Here is a 16,540-nt window from a genome sequence, read left to right as displayed (position 1 = left end):
GACCCCCGGTCCCTCCCCCGATGAATCCCCCACGCCTCGTACACCGCAGGTTCGAGCGACCGGACCAGATACAGGACCTTCCTGAGCGGCCGAGAAAGGCGTCCTCCTGAGGACGGGCCCCGTTCATCTGCTGTTCTCGGCAGATGAACGGGGCTGCTCGCACCCTGCGCCCGGCTCTGCTGCCGTGTGCGGCGCCGCGCCCCGGGGCACAGGTCCGTCCTCAGACGCCAGACGGGCTGGAAAGGCAGCGCCACGCCTCGCGCCCGGGTCCGTCATCACGTGCCGGACCGGGTGGAAAACCAGCACCACGGTCGGCGGCCGGGAAAGGCAGCGGCGCGGCGGACGGGCTGGAAGGGCGTCCGCCGCGCCGGTAGAGGTCAGAGGCCCGGCGAAGGGGTGGAGGCGGGAAGGGGGTGGAGGGGCCAGGAGGTGGTGATCGTGGCGGACGGGTTGCCCTTGCGGCGGAGGAAGGCCTGGAAGTCGCGGGCCCACTCCGCGTACCAGCGGATCTGGCGGTCGTGCAGTTCGCGTGGGGAGAGCGCGGCCACGGAGGGGTGGCGGGCGGCCACCGCGCGGGCCACCGCCACCGCGGCGATCGCGTCCGCGGTGGCGTCATGGGCCGAGGCCAGCGGTATCCCGTACTCCTCGCACACGGCTTCGAGGGTGCGCTTGCCCTTGCGGTAGCGGTCGACCGCGCGGTCGATGGTGTAAGGGTCGATCACCGGACCGGGCTCACGGCCGTCGAGACGGTCGGTCAGGGACGGCAGGCGGTGCCGGTCCAGCTCCGCGGCCAGCAGGGTGAGGTCGAAGGCCGCGTTGTACGCGACGACGGGGACGCCCCGCGACCACTCCTCGCACAGCGCGGTCGCCACCTCGTCGGCGACCTCCCGCGCCGGGCGGCCCTCCGCTGCGGCGCGCTCGCTGCTGATGCCGTGGATGGCGGACGCCTGCGCGGGGATACGGATCCCGGGGTCCGCGAGCCAGGTGCGGCGGACGGGCCCGTCGCCGGCGCACGCGCGGACGACGGCCGCGGTGACGATCCGGGCCTCCAGCGGCTCGGTGCCCGTCGTCTCCAGATCGAAGCCGACCAGCGGTTCCTGATGCCAGGTCATCCTGGACCACCCCTCCTCATGTCCCCGTTGCATGTTCACCCTCCCACGCGGCACTGACACTCAGGAGACCGGCCGGGAGTCGGCCCAGACCGACTCGAACTCCTCGCGGTAGGTCTGGAACAGGCCGTGCTCCGGGTCGTTCCCCGCCCGGACGAGGGCCCGGCCGCCCCGCAGCACCAGGACGGGCGCCTCCATACCGCGCGCCCTGCGCAGATAGGACTGGACGACGGCGAGCCCGTCGGGTCCGTCGCCGTCGACGAGATAGGCCGTGAAGCGGGGCGTCTCGTCGAAGACGTGGATCTCGAAGGCGCCGGGGTCCCGGAGCCGGGATCTGACCCGGCGCATATGGAGGATGTTCATCTCCACCGTGCGGCTCAGCTCGCCCTTTTTTATGCCGAGTTCACGTTCGCGCCGCCTGACCGCGCTGCTCGCCGGATTGAGGAACAGAAGTCTGACCCGCGCTCCCGACTCTGCGAGGCGGATGAGTCTGCGGCCGGAGAAGTTCTGGACGAGGAGGTTGAGGCCGATGCCGATGGCGTCGAGCCGACGGGCGCCCCCGAAGAGGTCCTCCGCCGGGATCTGGCGCTGGAGTCTGACCCGGTCGGGATGGACGGAGACCACATCCGCGTAACGGTCGCCGACGAGGTCCTCGACGGCGTCGACGGGGAGGCGGTCGGAGGACGGGACCCCGGCCCCGCTGCCGAGTATCTCCAGCAGCCGTGAGGAGGCGCGCTCGGCCTGCGCGAGGACGGCCTCGTTGAGCGCGCGGTTGCGGGAGACCACGTTCCGCGCGACCTCCAGTTCGTCGAGCGCCAGCTCCACATCGCGCCGGTCGTCGAAGTACGGCTCGAAGCAGGGCCAGTGCTGCACCATCAGCTCGCGCAGCTGGGGCAGGGTGAGAAAGGACAGGACATTGTCGTCCGCGGGGTCGAGGAGATAGCCCTTGCGGCGGGAGACCTCCCGTACGGCGACGGCCCGCTGCACCCACTCCTGGCCGGCCGGGCCCGCCGCGGCCACCACCCAGTCGTCGCCGTGGACCGGCTCGTAGACGGGCCGGAGCACCGCGGCCACCACCGCGCGCAACCGCTGCTCCACCAGGTTCAGCCAGATATAGGCGCGTCCGGCCCGCTGGGCGCGCGTGCGCACCTCGCTCCAGGCGTCGGCGTCCCAGTCCAGTTCCGCCCCGATCTCCATCGGTCTGGCGAGGGAGACGGCACCCGGCGGGACGTCGGCGGAGTCCCCCTCGTGACCACCGTCACCGGGGGGTAGCTCCAGCCCTCCCGAGCTCACACGCGTACCCCTTCCCATCCCCCACCCAGCGATCAAGGAAGACTACTCCGCCAGCGGGACGCGGTGCAGCCGGAACGGCGGTGTCCTTTCCCAACTCCCCCTCACCACCAGGATGTTCCGGTCGGCGAGATCTGATGGAGTGAGCTGATTCATAGTGGTACGCCCCCCGCCCGGGCCCTGCACCGTGCCCGGCAGCGGGCTCCGTCCCCCGCCGGCGCCCTTCCCAGGTGACGGAACGAACCGGACGTTGACCCGCGTCGCCCACGGCGAGCGGGGTGCCGTCACGGTACGTTCGGGAAGGATCCGGGCCATGTGTCCCCCACCCGTCAGGATCAGAAGGGGAAGAGTTCATCCATGCAGGTCTGGCCGGGACAGGCGTACCCCCTCGGTGCCACGTACGACGGCGCCGGCACGAATTTCGCGGTGTTCTCCGAGGCGGCGCGCCGGATCGAGCTGTGTCTGCTGCACGACGACGGCTCGGAGACCGCGGTGGAGCTGCGCGAGACGGACGCCTTCGTCCGGCACGCCTATCTGCCGGGGGTGATGCCGGGTCAGCGGTACGGCTTCCGGGTCCACGGGCCCTACGCGCCGGAGGGCGGGCAGCGGTGCAACTCCGCCAAGCTCCTCCTCGATCCGTACGCGCGTGCGATGAGCGGGAGCGTCGACTGGGGCGAGCCGGTCTACGGCTACCACTTCGGGCGCCCCGACTCCCGCAACGACCTGGACTCGGCGCCGCACACCATGGCCTCGGTGGTCGTCAATCCGTACTTCGACTGGGGCGACGACCGCTCGCCCCGGACGGACTACCACCGGACGGTGATCTACGAGGCCCATGTGAAGGGGCTGACGATGCTCCACCCGGAGCTGCCGCCGGAGCTGCGCGGAACCTATGCCGGGCTCGCCCATCCGGCCGTCGTCTCCCATCTGACGGAGCTGGGGGTGACCACGCTCGAACTGATGCCGGTGCACCAGTTCGTCCACGACCACCGGCTGGTGGACGCCGGTCTGAGCAACTACTGGGGCTACAACACCATCGGCTTCTTCGCCCCGCACAACGCCTATGCCTCCTGGGGCGACCGGGGCGAGCAGGTGCTGGAGTTCAAGCACGCCGTACGGGCACTGCACCAGGCGGGGATCGAGGTCATCCTCGATGTCGTCTACAACCACACCGCCGAGGGCAGTCATCTCGGCCCGACGCTCTCCTTCCGGGGCCTGGACAACGCCTCGTACTACCGGCTCGCGGAGGACCGCCGTCACTATACGGATACGACGGGGACCGGGAACTCCCTGCTGATGCGCAGTCCGCACGTCCTTCAGCTGATCATGGACTCGCTGCGGTACTGGGTCACCGAGATGCATGTCGACGGCTTCCGGTTCGATCTCGCGGCGACGCTGGCCCGTCAGTTCCACGAGGTGGACCGGCTCTCGTCGTTCTTCGATCTGGTGCAGCAGGACCCGGTGGTCAGCCAGGTGAAGCTGATCGCCGAGCCGTGGGACGTGGGCGAGGGCGGCTACCAGGTGGGGAACTTCCCGCCGCTGTGGACCGAGTGGAACGGGAAGTACCGCGACACGGTACGGGATCTGTGGCGCGGGGAACCCCGTACGCTCGCCGAGTTCGCCTCCCGGCTGACGGGGTCCTCCGATCTGTACCAGGACGACGGCCGCCGGCCGCTGGCGTCCATCAACTTCGCCACCTGCCACGACGGATTCACCCTGAACGACCTGGTCTCGTACAACGAGAAGCACAACGAGGCCAACGGCGAGGGCAACCGGGACGGCGAGAGCCACAACCGTTCGTGGAACTGCGGTGCCGAGGGCGAGAGCGACGATCCCGGGGTGCTGGAGCTGCGCGCCCGTCAGATGCGGAACTTCATCGCGACCCTGATGCTCTCCCAGGGGGTGCCGATGCTGAGCCACGGTGACGAGTTCGCCCGTACGCAGGGGGGCAACAACAACGCGTACTGCCAGGACAACGAGATCTCCTGGGTGCAGTGGCCCGAGCCGCCCGCCGACGGGGCGGACGGGGGCGACGGGGGCGAGCAGACGCTGCTGGAGTTCACCCGGGCGATGGTGTGGCTGCGGCGGGACCATCCGGTGTTCCGGCGGCGGCGCTTCTTCCACGGGCGGCCGGTGGAGGGCACGCACGACGATCTGACGGACATCGCGTGGTTCACGCCCGAGGGCGAGGAGATGATCCAGCGGGACTGGCAGGCCGCGCACGCGAAGGCGCTGTCGGTGTTCCTCAACGGGAACGCGATCTCGGAGCCGGGGCCGCGCGGGGAGCGGATCTGTGACGACTCGTTTCTGCTGATGTTCAACGCCAGCTCCGACGAGCTGGACTTCTCCGTGCCGGTCCGTCACGGCCGGCAGTGGCAGGTGGTGGTGGACACCGCCCGCAAGGAGGGCGTCCCGCCGGGCGGGGGCCCGACGGTGGCGGCCGGGGAACGGCTGCGGCTGGTGGGGCGGAGCCTGACGGTGCTGCGCAGGCCCGCGTAGGAGCGGTACGGGGTAGGCGGCGGTCGCTCCGGGTGGTGTGCCGGACGGTCCCCGGGGCCCATGGGCCTTCTGCGGGGCAAGCGGCGGAGGCTTCGGGCGGGTGCCTTCCCTTGGCGCGCGGCGGAGGCTTCGGGCGGGTGCCTTCCCTTGGCGCGCGGCGGAGGCTTCGGATGGGCCCGGGGCACGCTCCGGACGGCGGCGGGCTTCTGCGGCAGGCGCCCGCCCCTTCCTCTGGCGAGGCGGCTTCCCCGGGCGGGCGCGGGCGGCCCGTGCCCGGTTCCGGCGCGTGGCCCACGGCCGCCTCCGGGCCGGGCGCGCGGGCGCGGGGATCACCCGATCGGGCCGCACCCGGGCCGGGGAGATGACACAGATCCGCTCCGGGAGGGTACGTACGCCACCATGACGCCCACCTCCACCTACCGCCTCCAGCTCCAGCCCGCCTTCCCGTTCTCCGCCGCCGCCGCGGTCGTGCCGTACATCGCGGGACTCGGTGTCTCGCATCTGCATCTGTCGCCGGTGATGGAGGCCGTACCGGGTTCGACGCACGGCTACGACGTCACCGATCCCACCCGGGTACGGGAGGAGCTGGGCGGTGAGGCGGGGCTGAGAGCGCTGGCCGGCGCGGCTCGGGAACACGGGCTCGGGCTCGTCGTGGACATCGTGCCGAACCATATGGCCGCGGTGCCCCGGTTCAGTCCCGCGCTGCGGGAGGTGCTGCGGGAGGGGCCCTCGTCGCCGTACGCCCGGTGGTTCGACATCGACTGGGAGGCGGGCGGCGGGAAGGTGCTGCTGCCGGTGCTCGGGGGCCGGTTCGGGGACGAGCTGGCGGCGATGCGGGTCGAGGGGGAGGTCCTGCACTACGGGGAGCACCGGTTCCCCCTGCGCGGACCGGTTCCGGACGGGGTGGGTCCGGCGGAGCTGCCGGAGCTGCTGGACCGGCAGTGGTACCGGCTCTGCTGGTGGCGGCTGGCCCGGACCGAGCTGAACTACCGGCGCTTCTTCACCGTCTCCGAGCTGATCGGTGTGCGCGTGGAGGATCCCGAGGTCTTCGACGCGACCCATGCCAAGATCCTCGAACTCGTCCGGGACGGCGTCGTGGAGGGGCTGCGGATCGACCACCCGGACGGGCTCGCGGACCCGGAGGCGTATCTGCGGCGGCTGGACGAGGCCACCGGCGGCACCTGCTGGACCGTCGTGGAGAAGATCCTCACCGGGGACGAGCATCTCCAGCCCGGCTGGCCGGTCGCGGGGACGACCGGGTACGACGCGCTGCACCGGATCGACGGGCTGCTCACCGACCCCGAGGGCGCCGGGGAACTCGTCACCCTCTTCCGGGAGTTCGCCGGTCCGGCCGGGGACCGGGGCGGTTACTGGGAGGCGACGGTCCGCCGGGCCGCGTACCGGGTCGTCACCCGTGAACTGGCCGCCGAGACCGATGCCTTGACCCGGCTCGCCGGGCGGATCTGCTCGGCGGATCCCGCCCTGCGCGACCATGCGCCCTGGGCGCTGCGGACGGCGGTGCGCGAACTGCTGGTACGGGTGCCTGTCTACCGGCCGTACCGCACCGGCGGCGAGGATGTCCTGACGCTCCGGGCGGCGGCGAGCGCGAAGGCGGCCTTCACGGTCCCGGAGGAGAGCATGGCGGTGGACGTCGTACGGGATCTGGCGCTGGGCCGGCTCGGCGAGGGGCCGGACCACGAGGCATTCGAGGCGCGGTTCGCCCAGACGGCGTCGGCGCTGCGCGCCAAGTCGGTCGAGGACACCGCGTTCTACCGCTATACGCCGCTGCTGTCCGCGAACGAGGTCGGCGGCGATCCGGGGCGGCCGGCGGTCTCCCCGGGTGAGTTCCACGCGTACTGCGAACGGCTGGCGCGCGACTGGCCCACCACCGGGACCGTGCTGACCACGCACGACACCAAACGCAGCGCGGACGTACGGACCCGGATCGCGGTGCTCTCCGAGTGCCCGGAGAGGTGGGAGGCCTTTCTGCGCCGGGTCGTCGAGGAGTCGGGCCGGCTGGAGGGCGGGCGGGCCCCCGATCCGCAGCTCGCGTGGGTGGCCTGGCAGACGGCGCTCGGCTTCGGATTCCCGTACGAGGAGCGGTTGCAGTCGGCGCTGCTGAAGGCCGCGCGGGAGGCGGCCCTGCACACCAGGTGGACACGGCCCGACGAGGTGTACGAGAAGGCGCTCACCGACTTCGTGAGCGCCGGGCCCGCGGGGCCGCCGCTGTACTCGGTGGCACTGTTCTCACGGGAGCTGGACCCCTATGCGCGGGCCAACGCGCTGGGGGCCGCGCTGCTGCATCTGACGATGCCGGGGGTGCCGGATCTCTACCAGGGCACGGAGCGGGAGTATCTGGCGCTGGTGGACCCGGACAACCGCCCGCCGTTCGCGGAGGGCCCGGCGAACGAGAAGACGGCGCTGACCCAGGTGGCGCTGCGGCTGCGCGGTGCGCGGCCGGAGGTTTTCGGCGCCTCGGGGACGTACGTCCCGCTGGAGGTGACGGGGACGGCGGCCGGGCACGCGCTGGCCTACTGCCGTACGGGCGAGGTGGTCGCGGCCGTCACCCGGCTGTCGCTGCGGCTCGAACGGGCGGGTGGCTGGGGAGACACGGAGGTGTCGATTCCGCCGGGGCGGTGGGCCGATCTGCTGGGTGGCCGGAACTTCGCGGGCGGCCCGGTGCGGGCGGCGGAGCTGTTCGGCGAGTGGCCGGTGGCGCTGCTGGAACGCCGGAGCGGGTAGGGGGCGGCTGGGCGGAGTCGCGGGCGGGGCGGAGGCGGGCGGCGCCGTCGGGCGGGTCGTCGGCGTTGCGTCGCGGGCGGGGCCGCGCGGGTCTCGGGGCAGGGCCGGGTCCACGCGGGCCGGGGGCGGGGTCGCGTCGATCCGTCGGCCGCGCGGCCTGCGTCGGGGCCCGGATGCCTCCGGCGTCCGCGCGGTGACGGGCCGGTACCGGCGGGGGCCGGGGCCGGAGAGCCGTACTCCGGGCACACGGTCCCGGAGCGTGCTCCGGGGAACGCGGGCCGGGGAGCCGTGCCCGGGGTACAGGGTCCGGGGCCGGTGTCTGCCGACGGCTGCCGCAGGCGGCGCCCGCCGACGCCCGGCCCGGCGCCGCCTTACCCCGGCATCGCCGGGCCCGCCGGGTCACGCGCGGTGAGCCGGAAGCCGATCCGGCCGAAGGCCACCATGTCCCCGTCCCGCACGGGCACGGCACCGGTCACGCGCCGGCCGTTGACGGTGGTCCCGTTGGTGGATCCGAGGTCGCGCAGGATCCAGACGTTGTTGTGGAGGCTCAGTTCGGCGTGCAGCCGGGAGACGCTCTCATGGCTGAGCCGCAGTCCGTTGGCGGGGTCGCGGCCTATCCGCAGCGGGTACGGTCCGGGTTCGGGCAGCAGCAGCGGCGGCAGCTTCTCGGCGGCCCAGGCCCTGCGGAGCCGTTCGAAGAAGGCGGACACCCCGCCCACCGCGCGGACCACACGCCGGGAAACCCCTTCGTCGGTGCGCAGATCGGCGGTGAGGGCTTCGAGTTCCGCCGGATTGCGGGCGGCCAGGGCCAGTTCCATCCGGCGCAGAAAGGTGTCGTGCGACAGCCTGCCCTGGGCCGCGCCCTCCCTGAGCACACTGACGGCACGGTCCCGCTCGGCGTCCGAGGGCCGCGCGGAAACGGGATAAGTGTGGAACTCGGAAGGCGACGTCACAGACCGATTGTCGGTCCGGCCGCCCCGGAGTGTCCAGAAAACCGGGGCATCCGTATCCGGCGGACGGCTTCTGACCTGCACGGAAGCGACGGTTCCGCCACAGGCGCGCTACCGGGCCCATGACATGTGCGCCTCCGCCGGGCGGATCGGATCCCCGCGGGCGGCTTTCCCCGGGTCCCCCGCCATGGACCCCTCCGATCCGCCCGCAGGCCCGCGCGAGGGCCGCCGGGCGGATCGGAACGGGGGATCAGGCGACGGCCTGCTCGGTGTGGCAGTCGTACGGATCCCGGTCGGAGCGGGTCTGGCAGGAGGTCAGGGTGACCCTGGTGCCCTCGGCGAAGCTCAGGTTGAACGTGGTGCCGGTCCCGGCGCCTCCGCTCCAGTAGTACTTCTCGCCGTTGACGATCGCCATCACACCCTCGCCGTTCGCCGCGTAGTCGGAGAGGGTCAGTTGTTCGCCGTACGACATGAACCTGACCATGTCGACCCTGATGTTCCCGGGGCCCTGATGGTAGATGCGGCAGGATTTCCCACCCGGATCACCGTCATTCGTCCAGCAGCCCGCCTCGATGGCCAGGGCACTGCCCTGGTTCAGAGCGAACAGAGCGCCCGCGGCCACGGCGACGGTCGCGATACGGCCCGGCTTGCGCATGAAAACCCCCTGGTAGCACGATGATTGCCGTCGGCGATCCTGACCGAATCTCGCGGGCGGCTGCAACTATCACCGCGTGCGCCCACAGCGGTGGCGGACCGGGTGTCCCTCACTGCCCCGGAGGACGTCATATGCTCCCCCGCACTCCGGATGACGGACCATCAGCCGCATCGCCGCCGGTCGTGACCGCCGGACACGCGGTACCGGACCGCTGCGGACGGAACTCCACCGGGCGGCCGGCGGTGAAGCCGCCCCCACGGGAGGCGGAGGTGATACCGGACGGCGAGGACGGCGAACGGGGGCGCAGTGCGCCTCCCGGCGCCGGGCGCGGGCCATGACCTCAATGGGCGTAACGATATGTCCGCCGCGCCCCGCCCTTGCCAGGATGGGAACCCCGGACCGGGGCCGTCGACGACAAGGGGACCGCCAGTGCTGTTCGAGGTGTGGGCGCCGCAGGCCGAGGAGCGGGTCGCGCTGTGGCTGGAGGGCGCCCAGCGGCCCATGGAGCGGGCCGAGGGCCGTCCGGGCTGGTGGAGCACGGAGGCCGGCGCGTCCGAAGGTACCCGGTACGGCTTCTCGCTGGACGGCGGCCCGGTGCGGCCCGATCCGCGCTCCCGCCGCCAGCCCGACGGGCCGGACGGCCCCAGCGCCGTCGTCCTGCCCGACACCCATGTGTGGCGGCACGACTGGCCGGGGCGCGGGCTGCGGGACGCCGTCCTGTACGAGTTGCACATCGGGACGTACACCCCGGAGGGCACCCTCGACGCGGCGGCCGGGCGGCTCGGGGAACTGGCCGCGCTCGGTGTCACCCATGTGGAGCTGATGCCGCTCTGCCCCTTCCCCGGTACGCGCGGCTGGGGGTATGACGGAGTGTCCCCGTGGGCAGTGCATGAACCCTACGGCGGGCCCCCTGCCCTGAAGCGCTTCGTCGACACCGCGCACGGGCACGGCCTGGGGGTGGTGCTGGACGTGGTCCACAACCACCTGGGCCCCTCGGGGAACCATCTGCCCGCCTTCGGCCCGTACTTCACCGACACCCATCACACGCCCTGGGGCTCGGCGGTCAACCTGGACGCGCCCGGCTCGGACGAGGTGCGCGCGTTTCTGCGGGGCAGCGCGCTGGCCTGGCTGCGGGACTACCGGCTCGACGGGCTGCGGCTGGACGCGGTCCACGCGCTCGCCGACACCCGTGCGCTGACGTTCCTGGAGGAGCTGTCGGCCGCCGTGGACGCCCTGTCCGCCGATCTCGCCCGGCCGCTGTTCCTGATCGCCGAGTCCGACCGGAACGATCCGGCGACGACCACCCCCCGGGAGGCGGGCGGTCTCGGACTCGCCGCCCAGTGGAACGACGACTTCCACCATGCCCTGCACACCGCCCTGACCGGTGAGTCACAGGGCTACTACGCCGATTTCGCCGCCGCCCCGCTCGCCGCGCTCGCCCGGACGCTCACCCGGGGCTTCTTCCACGACGGCACCTACTCGTCGTTCCGGGGCCGCACCCACGGCCGGCGCGTGGATCCGGTGGCGACGCCCTCCCACCGATTCCTCGGCTACGCCCAGACCCATGACCAGATCGGCAACCGCGCCCTCGGCGACCGGCTCTCGGCGACCCTCTCCCCCGGATCGCTGGCCTGTGCGGCGGCGCTCGTGCTGACCGGGCCGTTCACGCCGATGCTGTTCATGGGCGAGGAGTGGGGGGCCCGTACGCCCTGGCAGTACTTCACCGACCACACGGACCCGGATCTCGCGGAGGCCGTGAGCCTGGGGCGGCGGCGGGAGTTCGCGTCCCACGGCTGGGCGGCGGCCGAGATCCCCGATCCGCAGGACCCCGCCACCTTCGAACGCTCCCGGCTCGACCGCTCGGAACGGACCCGTGAGCCCCACGCCCGGCTGCTCGCCTGGCACCGGGAGCTGATCGCCCTGCGCCGTACGCAGCCCGATCTGACCGACCCCGATCTGGCCACCGTGAAGGTCGCGTACGACGAGGAGGCCCGCTGGCTCGCCGTCCGGCGCGGTGATCTGCGGATCGCGGTCAATCTGTCCGGGACGGCCGCCGGTATTCCGCTCGGCGGGGGCGCGGGCGGCAGGAGTGCACGGGTGCTGGCCGCGTGGGCCCCTGTCGAGCCGCCCCAGCCGCCCGGGCCGGACGGGGTTCTGTGGCTGGGGCCGGAGTCGTGCGTGGTGCTGGCGGACGAGTGATGCCCGCTGGGAGCGCACCAGGTCCTGGGGAGGTTCTAGGGTCGTCTCTCATGGAAACCACGAATCTCGGCCGGACGGGACTGAAGGTCAGCGAACTGTGCCTGGGCACCATGGCGTTCGCCGACGACGAGTCCGGACACCGTGTTCTCGACGGCTTCACCGAGGCGGGCGGCTCGTTCATCGACACCGCCGACATGTACGGGCAGGGCGAGTCGGAGGAGATCCTCGGGCGCTGGCTCAAGAACCGGCGCCGGGACGACCTCGTCATCGCGACGAAGGTATGGGGGCGGATGGGGGACGCGCCCAACGACGGCGGGCTCGGCCGCAAGCACATCCTGGCGGCGGTGGAGGCGAGCCTGCGGCGGCTCGGCACCGACTACATCGATCTCTACCAGACACACATCTGGGACTCCGGGACCCCTCTGGAGGAGACCCTGGCGACTCTCGACACCCTGGTGACCTCGGGCAAGGTCCGCCATATCGGCGCGAGCAACGTGACGGCGTCACAGCTCCAGCGCGCCCTCGACCTGGCGGAGTACCGGGGGTGGGAGCCCTACGTCTGCCTCCAGCCGCGCTACAACCTGCTGTGCCGGGAGACTGAGTGGGAGCTGCTGCCGCTCTGCGAGGAGCGGGGCGTCGGCGTCATCCCGTGGGGCCCGCTCGCGGGCGGCTGGCTGACCGGCAAGTACCACCGCGGGATGGAGTCCGTGCCGGCCGGCTCGCGCGAGGCGTACTGGCAGGAGCGGTCCGGTGAGGAGGGCTGGCGGGCCAAGGCCACCGAGGAGACCTGGCGGGTCATGGACGCGGTGCTGGAGGTGGCCGGGGAGACCGGGCGGACCCCGTCCCAGGTGGCGCTCCGGTGGGTCCGGGAAAAGCCGGGGGTCACCGCGCCCATCATCGGCCCGCGCACCCATGAGCAGCTCATGGACAATCTCGGCGTGCTGGGCTGGGAGCTGACGGCGGATCAGTCGGCGCGGCTGGCGGAGGCGAGCGAGAAGCCGCTGCCGTATCCGTACGAGATGCTGAGCAGACTGAGCGGGTAGCGGGAGAGAGGGCCGCTGGGGAGGCGGGGCGCGGAGGGGCGGGCGGCCCGCCGCCGGGACCCGGGGGCTGTCGGGCCGCGGATCGCCCGACCGCGCGGGATCCGGGGCCCGCCCGTGCGCAGGCCCGGTGAGGGCGGGGCCGGGCTACTCCACGATCGCCATCTCACGGCGGGTGTTGTTCAACCGGCGGCCGCCGTCCTCCGTCACCGTCACGATGTCCTCGATCCGGACGCCGAACCGGCCCGGCAGATAGATTCCCGGCTCGACCGAGAAGCACATCCCCGGTACGAGCGGCTGTTCCTCGCCCTCGATCATGTACGGCGGTTCATGGGTCGTGACGCCGATGCCGTGGCCCGTGCGGTGGATGAACAGATCGCCGTACCCGGCCTCCTCGATGATCGCGCGGGCGGCCCGGTCGACCTCCTGGCAGGCGACACCGGGCCGCACCGAGGCGACCCCGGCCTCCTGGGCCTCCCGTACGACATCGTGGATGTGCTGCTCGGCGGGGGCGGGTTCGCCGACGTGGACCGTACGGGTGGTGTCGGAGCCGTACCCCTCCATCAACCCGCCGAAGTCCAGAACGACCATGTCGCCGTGCCCGATGGTCCTCTCACCGGCCTCGTGGTGCGGGTTCGCTCCGTTGGGGCCGGAGCCGACGACCGTGAAGTCCACCTGCGCATGGCCGAACCGCCGGAGCAGGGAGTCGAGATCACGGGCGACCTCCGTCTCCTTCCGCCCGGCGAACCGGAGTTTCACGATCTCCTCGTACGTCGCGTCCGCGGCGGCCCCCGCCGCGGCCAGCCGCTCCAGCTCGTGCCGGTCCTTCACCGCGCGCAGCATCGGCAGCGCGTCCGACAGCGCGACGTACGACGACGACGGCAGTGCCCTCTGGAGGCCCAGCAGATGCATGGCCCAGGTGTTGTCGCTGACCGCGAACCGTCCGGAGGCGCCGAGCAGCGGTGCGGTGAGGGCGTACGGATCCACGCCGTCGGTCCAGTCGCGCAGGGTCATCACCGGGGCGCCGACCGCCTTCTGGGCGTCCGGTGCCTCCAGGGTCGGCACGACCAGGACCGGGTCCTGCCCGGCCACGAGCACGAGCAGCGTGAGGCGTTCGGTGGCGGCGGGCGGGTGGTACCCGGTGAGATGAACCAGGTCGGGTCCGGGCGCGACCAGCACGCCCGCGAGCCCGGCCTCGTCGGCCGCCCGGGCGGCGCGGCTCATCCGGGCGCGGTAGTCCTCGGCGGTGAAGGGCACGGGTGGTCTGGCCATGCGCCCATCCTGCCCGCGCCCCGGGACCGGCGCGACCCCACCGCCCCGGCCTTTCGGGCGCCTCGGTCTCTCCGGGCGCCCCGGCCTCTCGGGCGCCCCGGTATCCGTCCCCCGGGACCGGCCGTCGGCGGCCTGTCCCGGGGCCTGTCACAGTCGTCGCCGGACCGGTCTCAGTCGTCGTCGGACCTGCGGCGCCGGTCCTCGGTGACCAGGCGTTCCAGCAGGTCCTGGAACTCCTCCCCGACCACGATCCGCAGCCCCTCCCCGTCCTCGTCACGGTCGCTGAGCTGGGTGAGGGTGCCGTCGCGCCACCAGTAGACGTACGGGCTGATCGCACCGGGCGTATCGGCGTAACCGGAGGCCGCGAACGCGGTCATCCCGTTGAGCGCGGGAATGAGGCCGACATCGCGGATGACGTGGAAGGCGAGTTGATGCCGGAACGGCATCGCCACCAGCGCTCCGTCGGGCGTGAGCTGCTCCCCCGTCGCCTCGCGGACGACGCTCTCCAGGGCGAGGACCCGGCTCGCGGTGTAGAAGGAGTCGCCGAGGATCACCTCGAAGCGCATCCCGTCGTCGCCCTTGACGCTCTCATGGCCCTCGATCGGCAGCCCGCGCAGATTGTAGAGGGCCTGGTCACGCAGGTACTGGAGATCGCCGAGGGGCTCCAGCGCCTCGTCGGTGAGCATCATGACGCTCTCCGGGAGGTCGAGCGCGATGATCTCGTACAGTCCGGGCGCGAGGGGACGCGCATAGCCGAAGTTCTCCGGGTCGAAGCCCTCCGCGCCGAGGACCCGGGGGTAGAGCTGGGCCCGGATCTGCTCGGTCGGCAGGGTGTCCAGCGCGGAGGGTGCGTCCATGGTGCGCAGCACCATCCCCACATGCCGGCGCACCAGCTCGGGCCAGCCGCGCGGGCCCCGGTCGTCGTTGTGGAGGACCGCCGCGAGGTTGGCCAGCCCGAACTGCCGGCCCGCGCTGTCCGAGACCACATCCGCGTAGACGGTCACCTCAAGGCCCTGCTCGGCGAAGGCCTCCCGCACCAGGCCGCGGAAACGCGCGCCCTCGTCGGCCGAGAAGTAGGAGAACTCGGGGTCCCGGGGTGCATCGCGTCCGTCGCGCTTCGGCCCTCGCCGGAACAACCCCACGTCATCCGCCTTTCACTCGCTTGCCCTGCCCCGACTTCGAGCGTACCCACCCCGGCGGTTCCGCCAGGCGAAACAGCGGTCTACGGCATCGGAACGACGAGGTCGGCCCGGTCCCGGCCGCGGGCGACCAGGCGCGCGTTGGCCTCGTCGGAGTCGCGCACCCAGCGCTCGGCGTACGCCCTCTCCTTGCCGAAGCGCACATGGCGGTCCACAAGGCGTCGTACGCGGACTCCCGGTTCGAGTTCGAGGAACCAGATCTCGTCGAGGAGCGGGCGGATACTCGCCCAGGGGCCGGTGTCATGGAGGAGATAGTTTCCCTCGGTGACGACCAGAGGAACCTCCGGCGGCACGGGAATACTGCCGGCGACCGGTTCCTCCAGGGTCCGGTCGAAAGCGGGCGCGTACACGGTGGTACCGGCGTCGGGCGTACGCAGCCGGGTGAGCAGGGCGGCGTAACCGTGCGGGTCGAAGGTGTCGGGCGCGCCCTTGCGGTGGGAGCGGCCGAGACGCTCCAGCTCCCTGCGGGCGAGATGGAAGCCGTCCATGGGGACGAGGACGGCGAGGCCGTCCAGCGCGGCGACGATCTGCCCGGCGAGCGTGGACTTGCCCGCCCCCGGCGCTCCGGTGATGCCCAGAACGCGCCGCCGCCCGGGCTGAGCGAGCTCCCGGGCACGGGCCAGGAGCCGGGGCGGCGGTGGCGGGTGGGGCGGCGGTGCCTGCGGCGGCGTCGGACGGGCGGACATAGGCGCATTCTCGCACCGGGGGCGGGTGGGGTCCGGGGAGTGGGGGACGTGGGGCGGGGGGTGCGGGGGCGGGCGGTGCGGGGCGAGGGTGAGGGGGCCTGGTGTCAGCCGGGGCGCGCGGTCCCGCACCCGGGTCCGGGCCGGCATGCGGGCCGGCCCCCGGGCCGGGCCTCTGGGCTCGCCTGCCCCTCCGGCCCCGGTGGACCTGCCAGCCCCAGTGGTCTCACCAGCCCCGCCAACGGGTGAGGGTGGAGGCTCCACGACCGACTCCACGACCGGCCCACGACCTGTGCCCGCTCCTGTGAGCAGTGCTCACACACAAGATCGGCGCTCTGGAACCGAGACTGGAACCGAGAGCGGTGCTTCCTCCTGAGTACGGTGGCCGGGGGTGCGGGCGGCGCTTCCACATTGGGCTGCCGCTCGCGTTTGTGAGCGGTGCACTACTTCGAGAGCGGCGCTCTGCTTTGCGGTCGGCGCTCACGACGGTGAGCGGTGCCAACGAGAGCGGTGCTCACCGTTGCGGTCGGCGCTCCCGGCAGTGAGCGATGATCGCGAGAGCGGTGCTCTCGCCCCAGCACAGCGCACCAACATAAGAGCGGCGCGCACAAGTTGGAGCACGGGCCGCGAGTGTGAGCAGCGCTCACGCCTGCGATCGCTGCTCCCTACGGAGAGCAGTGCTCACCCTGGCGATCGCTGCTCGCGATAGAGAGCGGCGGCAGCGGGAGCGACGCTCACCCTTGCGATCACCGCTCCTGAAAGAGAGCAGTGCTCTCGCCTGCGATCGCCGCTCGCAGTCATGAGCAGTGACCGCGGGAGCAGCGCTCACCCTTGTGGTCGGCGCTCCCAGTGGAGAGCAGCGCTCACCCCTGCGACCACCGCTCCCGGCAGAGAGCAGTGCT

General features: G+C 72.4%; 11 protein-coding genes. 4 read left to right on the top strand and 7 right to left on the bottom strand.

The window, feature by feature from the left end; translation table 11 throughout:
• Positions 1 to 377: 377 nt before the first annotated feature.
• Positions 378 to 1,112 carry a 3'-5' exonuclease gene (locus ACIBCM_RS09570; protein ID WP_399241420.1) on the bottom strand — a complete coding sequence of 245 codons (735 nt, stop codon included), beginning with the start codon at positions 1,110 to 1,112 and terminating at the stop codon, positions 378 to 380.
• A 60-nt stretch (positions 1,113 to 1,172) separates the two neighbouring features.
• Positions 1,173 to 2,402: an SAV2148 family HEPN domain-containing protein gene (locus ACIBCM_RS09565; RefSeq protein ID WP_399241419.1), complete on the bottom strand. Its 1,230-nt coding sequence runs from the start codon at positions 2,400 to 2,402 to the stop codon at positions 1,173 to 1,175.
• Between the two features lie 354 nt (positions 2,403 to 2,756).
• Between ACIBCM_RS09565 and glgX the strand changes: the two genes are divergently transcribed.
• Positions 2,757 to 4,898, top strand: a complete 2,142-nt coding sequence (gene glgX / locus ACIBCM_RS09560; protein ID WP_399241418.1) for a glycogen debranching protein GlgX — start codon at positions 2,757 to 2,759, stop codon at positions 4,896 to 4,898.
• Between the two features lie 399 nt (positions 4,899 to 5,297).
• The gene (treY, locus tag ACIBCM_RS09555) at positions 5,298 to 7,640 is read left to right on the top strand and encodes a malto-oligosyltrehalose synthase (protein ID WP_399241417.1); all 2,343 of its coding nucleotides are present in this window, start codon (positions 5,298 to 5,300) and stop codon (positions 7,638 to 7,640) included.
• 371 nt (positions 7,641 to 8,011) lie between these two features.
• On the opposite strand, the gene ACIBCM_RS09550 is transcribed toward treY, so the two are convergent.
• Positions 8,012 to 8,593, bottom strand: coding sequence for a DUF1707 and FHA domain-containing protein (locus ACIBCM_RS09550; RefSeq protein ID WP_399241416.1), 582 nt, complete (start codon positions 8,591 to 8,593; stop codon positions 8,012 to 8,014).
• A gap of 247 nt (positions 8,594 to 8,840) precedes the next feature.
• Positions 8,841 to 9,245, bottom strand: coding sequence for a hypothetical protein (locus ACIBCM_RS09545; RefSeq protein WP_399241415.1), 405 nt, complete (start codon positions 9,243 to 9,245; stop codon positions 8,841 to 8,843).
• 429 nt (positions 9,246 to 9,674) lie between these two features.
• Here ACIBCM_RS09545 and treZ point away from each other — a divergent pair, with 429 nt between their 5' ends.
• Together treZ and ACIBCM_RS09535 are read left to right on the top strand one after the other, a co-directional pair.
• Positions 9,675 to 11,444 carry a malto-oligosyltrehalose trehalohydrolase gene (gene treZ, locus ACIBCM_RS09540; RefSeq protein WP_399241414.1) on the top strand — a complete coding sequence of 590 codons (1,770 nt, stop codon included), beginning with the start codon at positions 9,675 to 9,677 and terminating at the stop codon, positions 11,442 to 11,444.
• Positions 11,445 to 11,494: 50 nt separating this feature from the next.
• Positions 11,495 to 12,487 carry an aldo/keto reductase gene (locus tag ACIBCM_RS09535; RefSeq protein ID WP_399241413.1) on the top strand — a complete coding sequence of 331 codons (993 nt, stop codon included), beginning with the start codon at positions 11,495 to 11,497 and terminating at the stop codon, positions 12,485 to 12,487.
• Between the two features lie 144 nt (positions 12,488 to 12,631).
• Here the strand turns inward: ACIBCM_RS09535 and ACIBCM_RS09530 are convergent, their stop codons facing one another.
• The 3 genes from ACIBCM_RS09530 to ACIBCM_RS09520 form a co-directional block, all read right to left on the bottom strand.
• A complete protein-coding gene (locus ACIBCM_RS09530; RefSeq protein WP_399241412.1) occupies positions 12,632 to 13,756 on the bottom strand; it encodes an aminopeptidase P family protein in 1,125 nt (374 codons plus the stop codon).
• A 170-nt stretch (positions 13,757 to 13,926) separates the two neighbouring features.
• On the bottom strand, positions 13,927 to 14,898 hold the full coding sequence (locus ACIBCM_RS09525; RefSeq protein WP_399241411.1) for a hypothetical protein: 972 nt from the start codon (positions 14,896 to 14,898) through the stop codon (positions 13,927 to 13,929).
• Positions 14,899 to 14,978: 80 nt separating this feature from the next.
• Positions 14,979 to 15,641, bottom strand: coding sequence for a nucleoside/nucleotide kinase family protein (locus ACIBCM_RS09520; protein ID WP_399241410.1), 663 nt, complete (start codon positions 15,639 to 15,641; stop codon positions 14,979 to 14,981).
• Between the last annotated feature and the right edge of the window lie 899 nt (positions 15,642 to 16,540).

The sequence above is a fragment of the Streptomyces sp. NPDC051018 genome (assembly GCF_044456085.1).
Taxonomy (GTDB): Bacteria; Actinomycetota; Actinomycetes; order Streptomycetales; family Streptomycetaceae; genus Streptomyces.
This window is presented reverse-complemented; position numbering and strand designations above follow the sequence as displayed.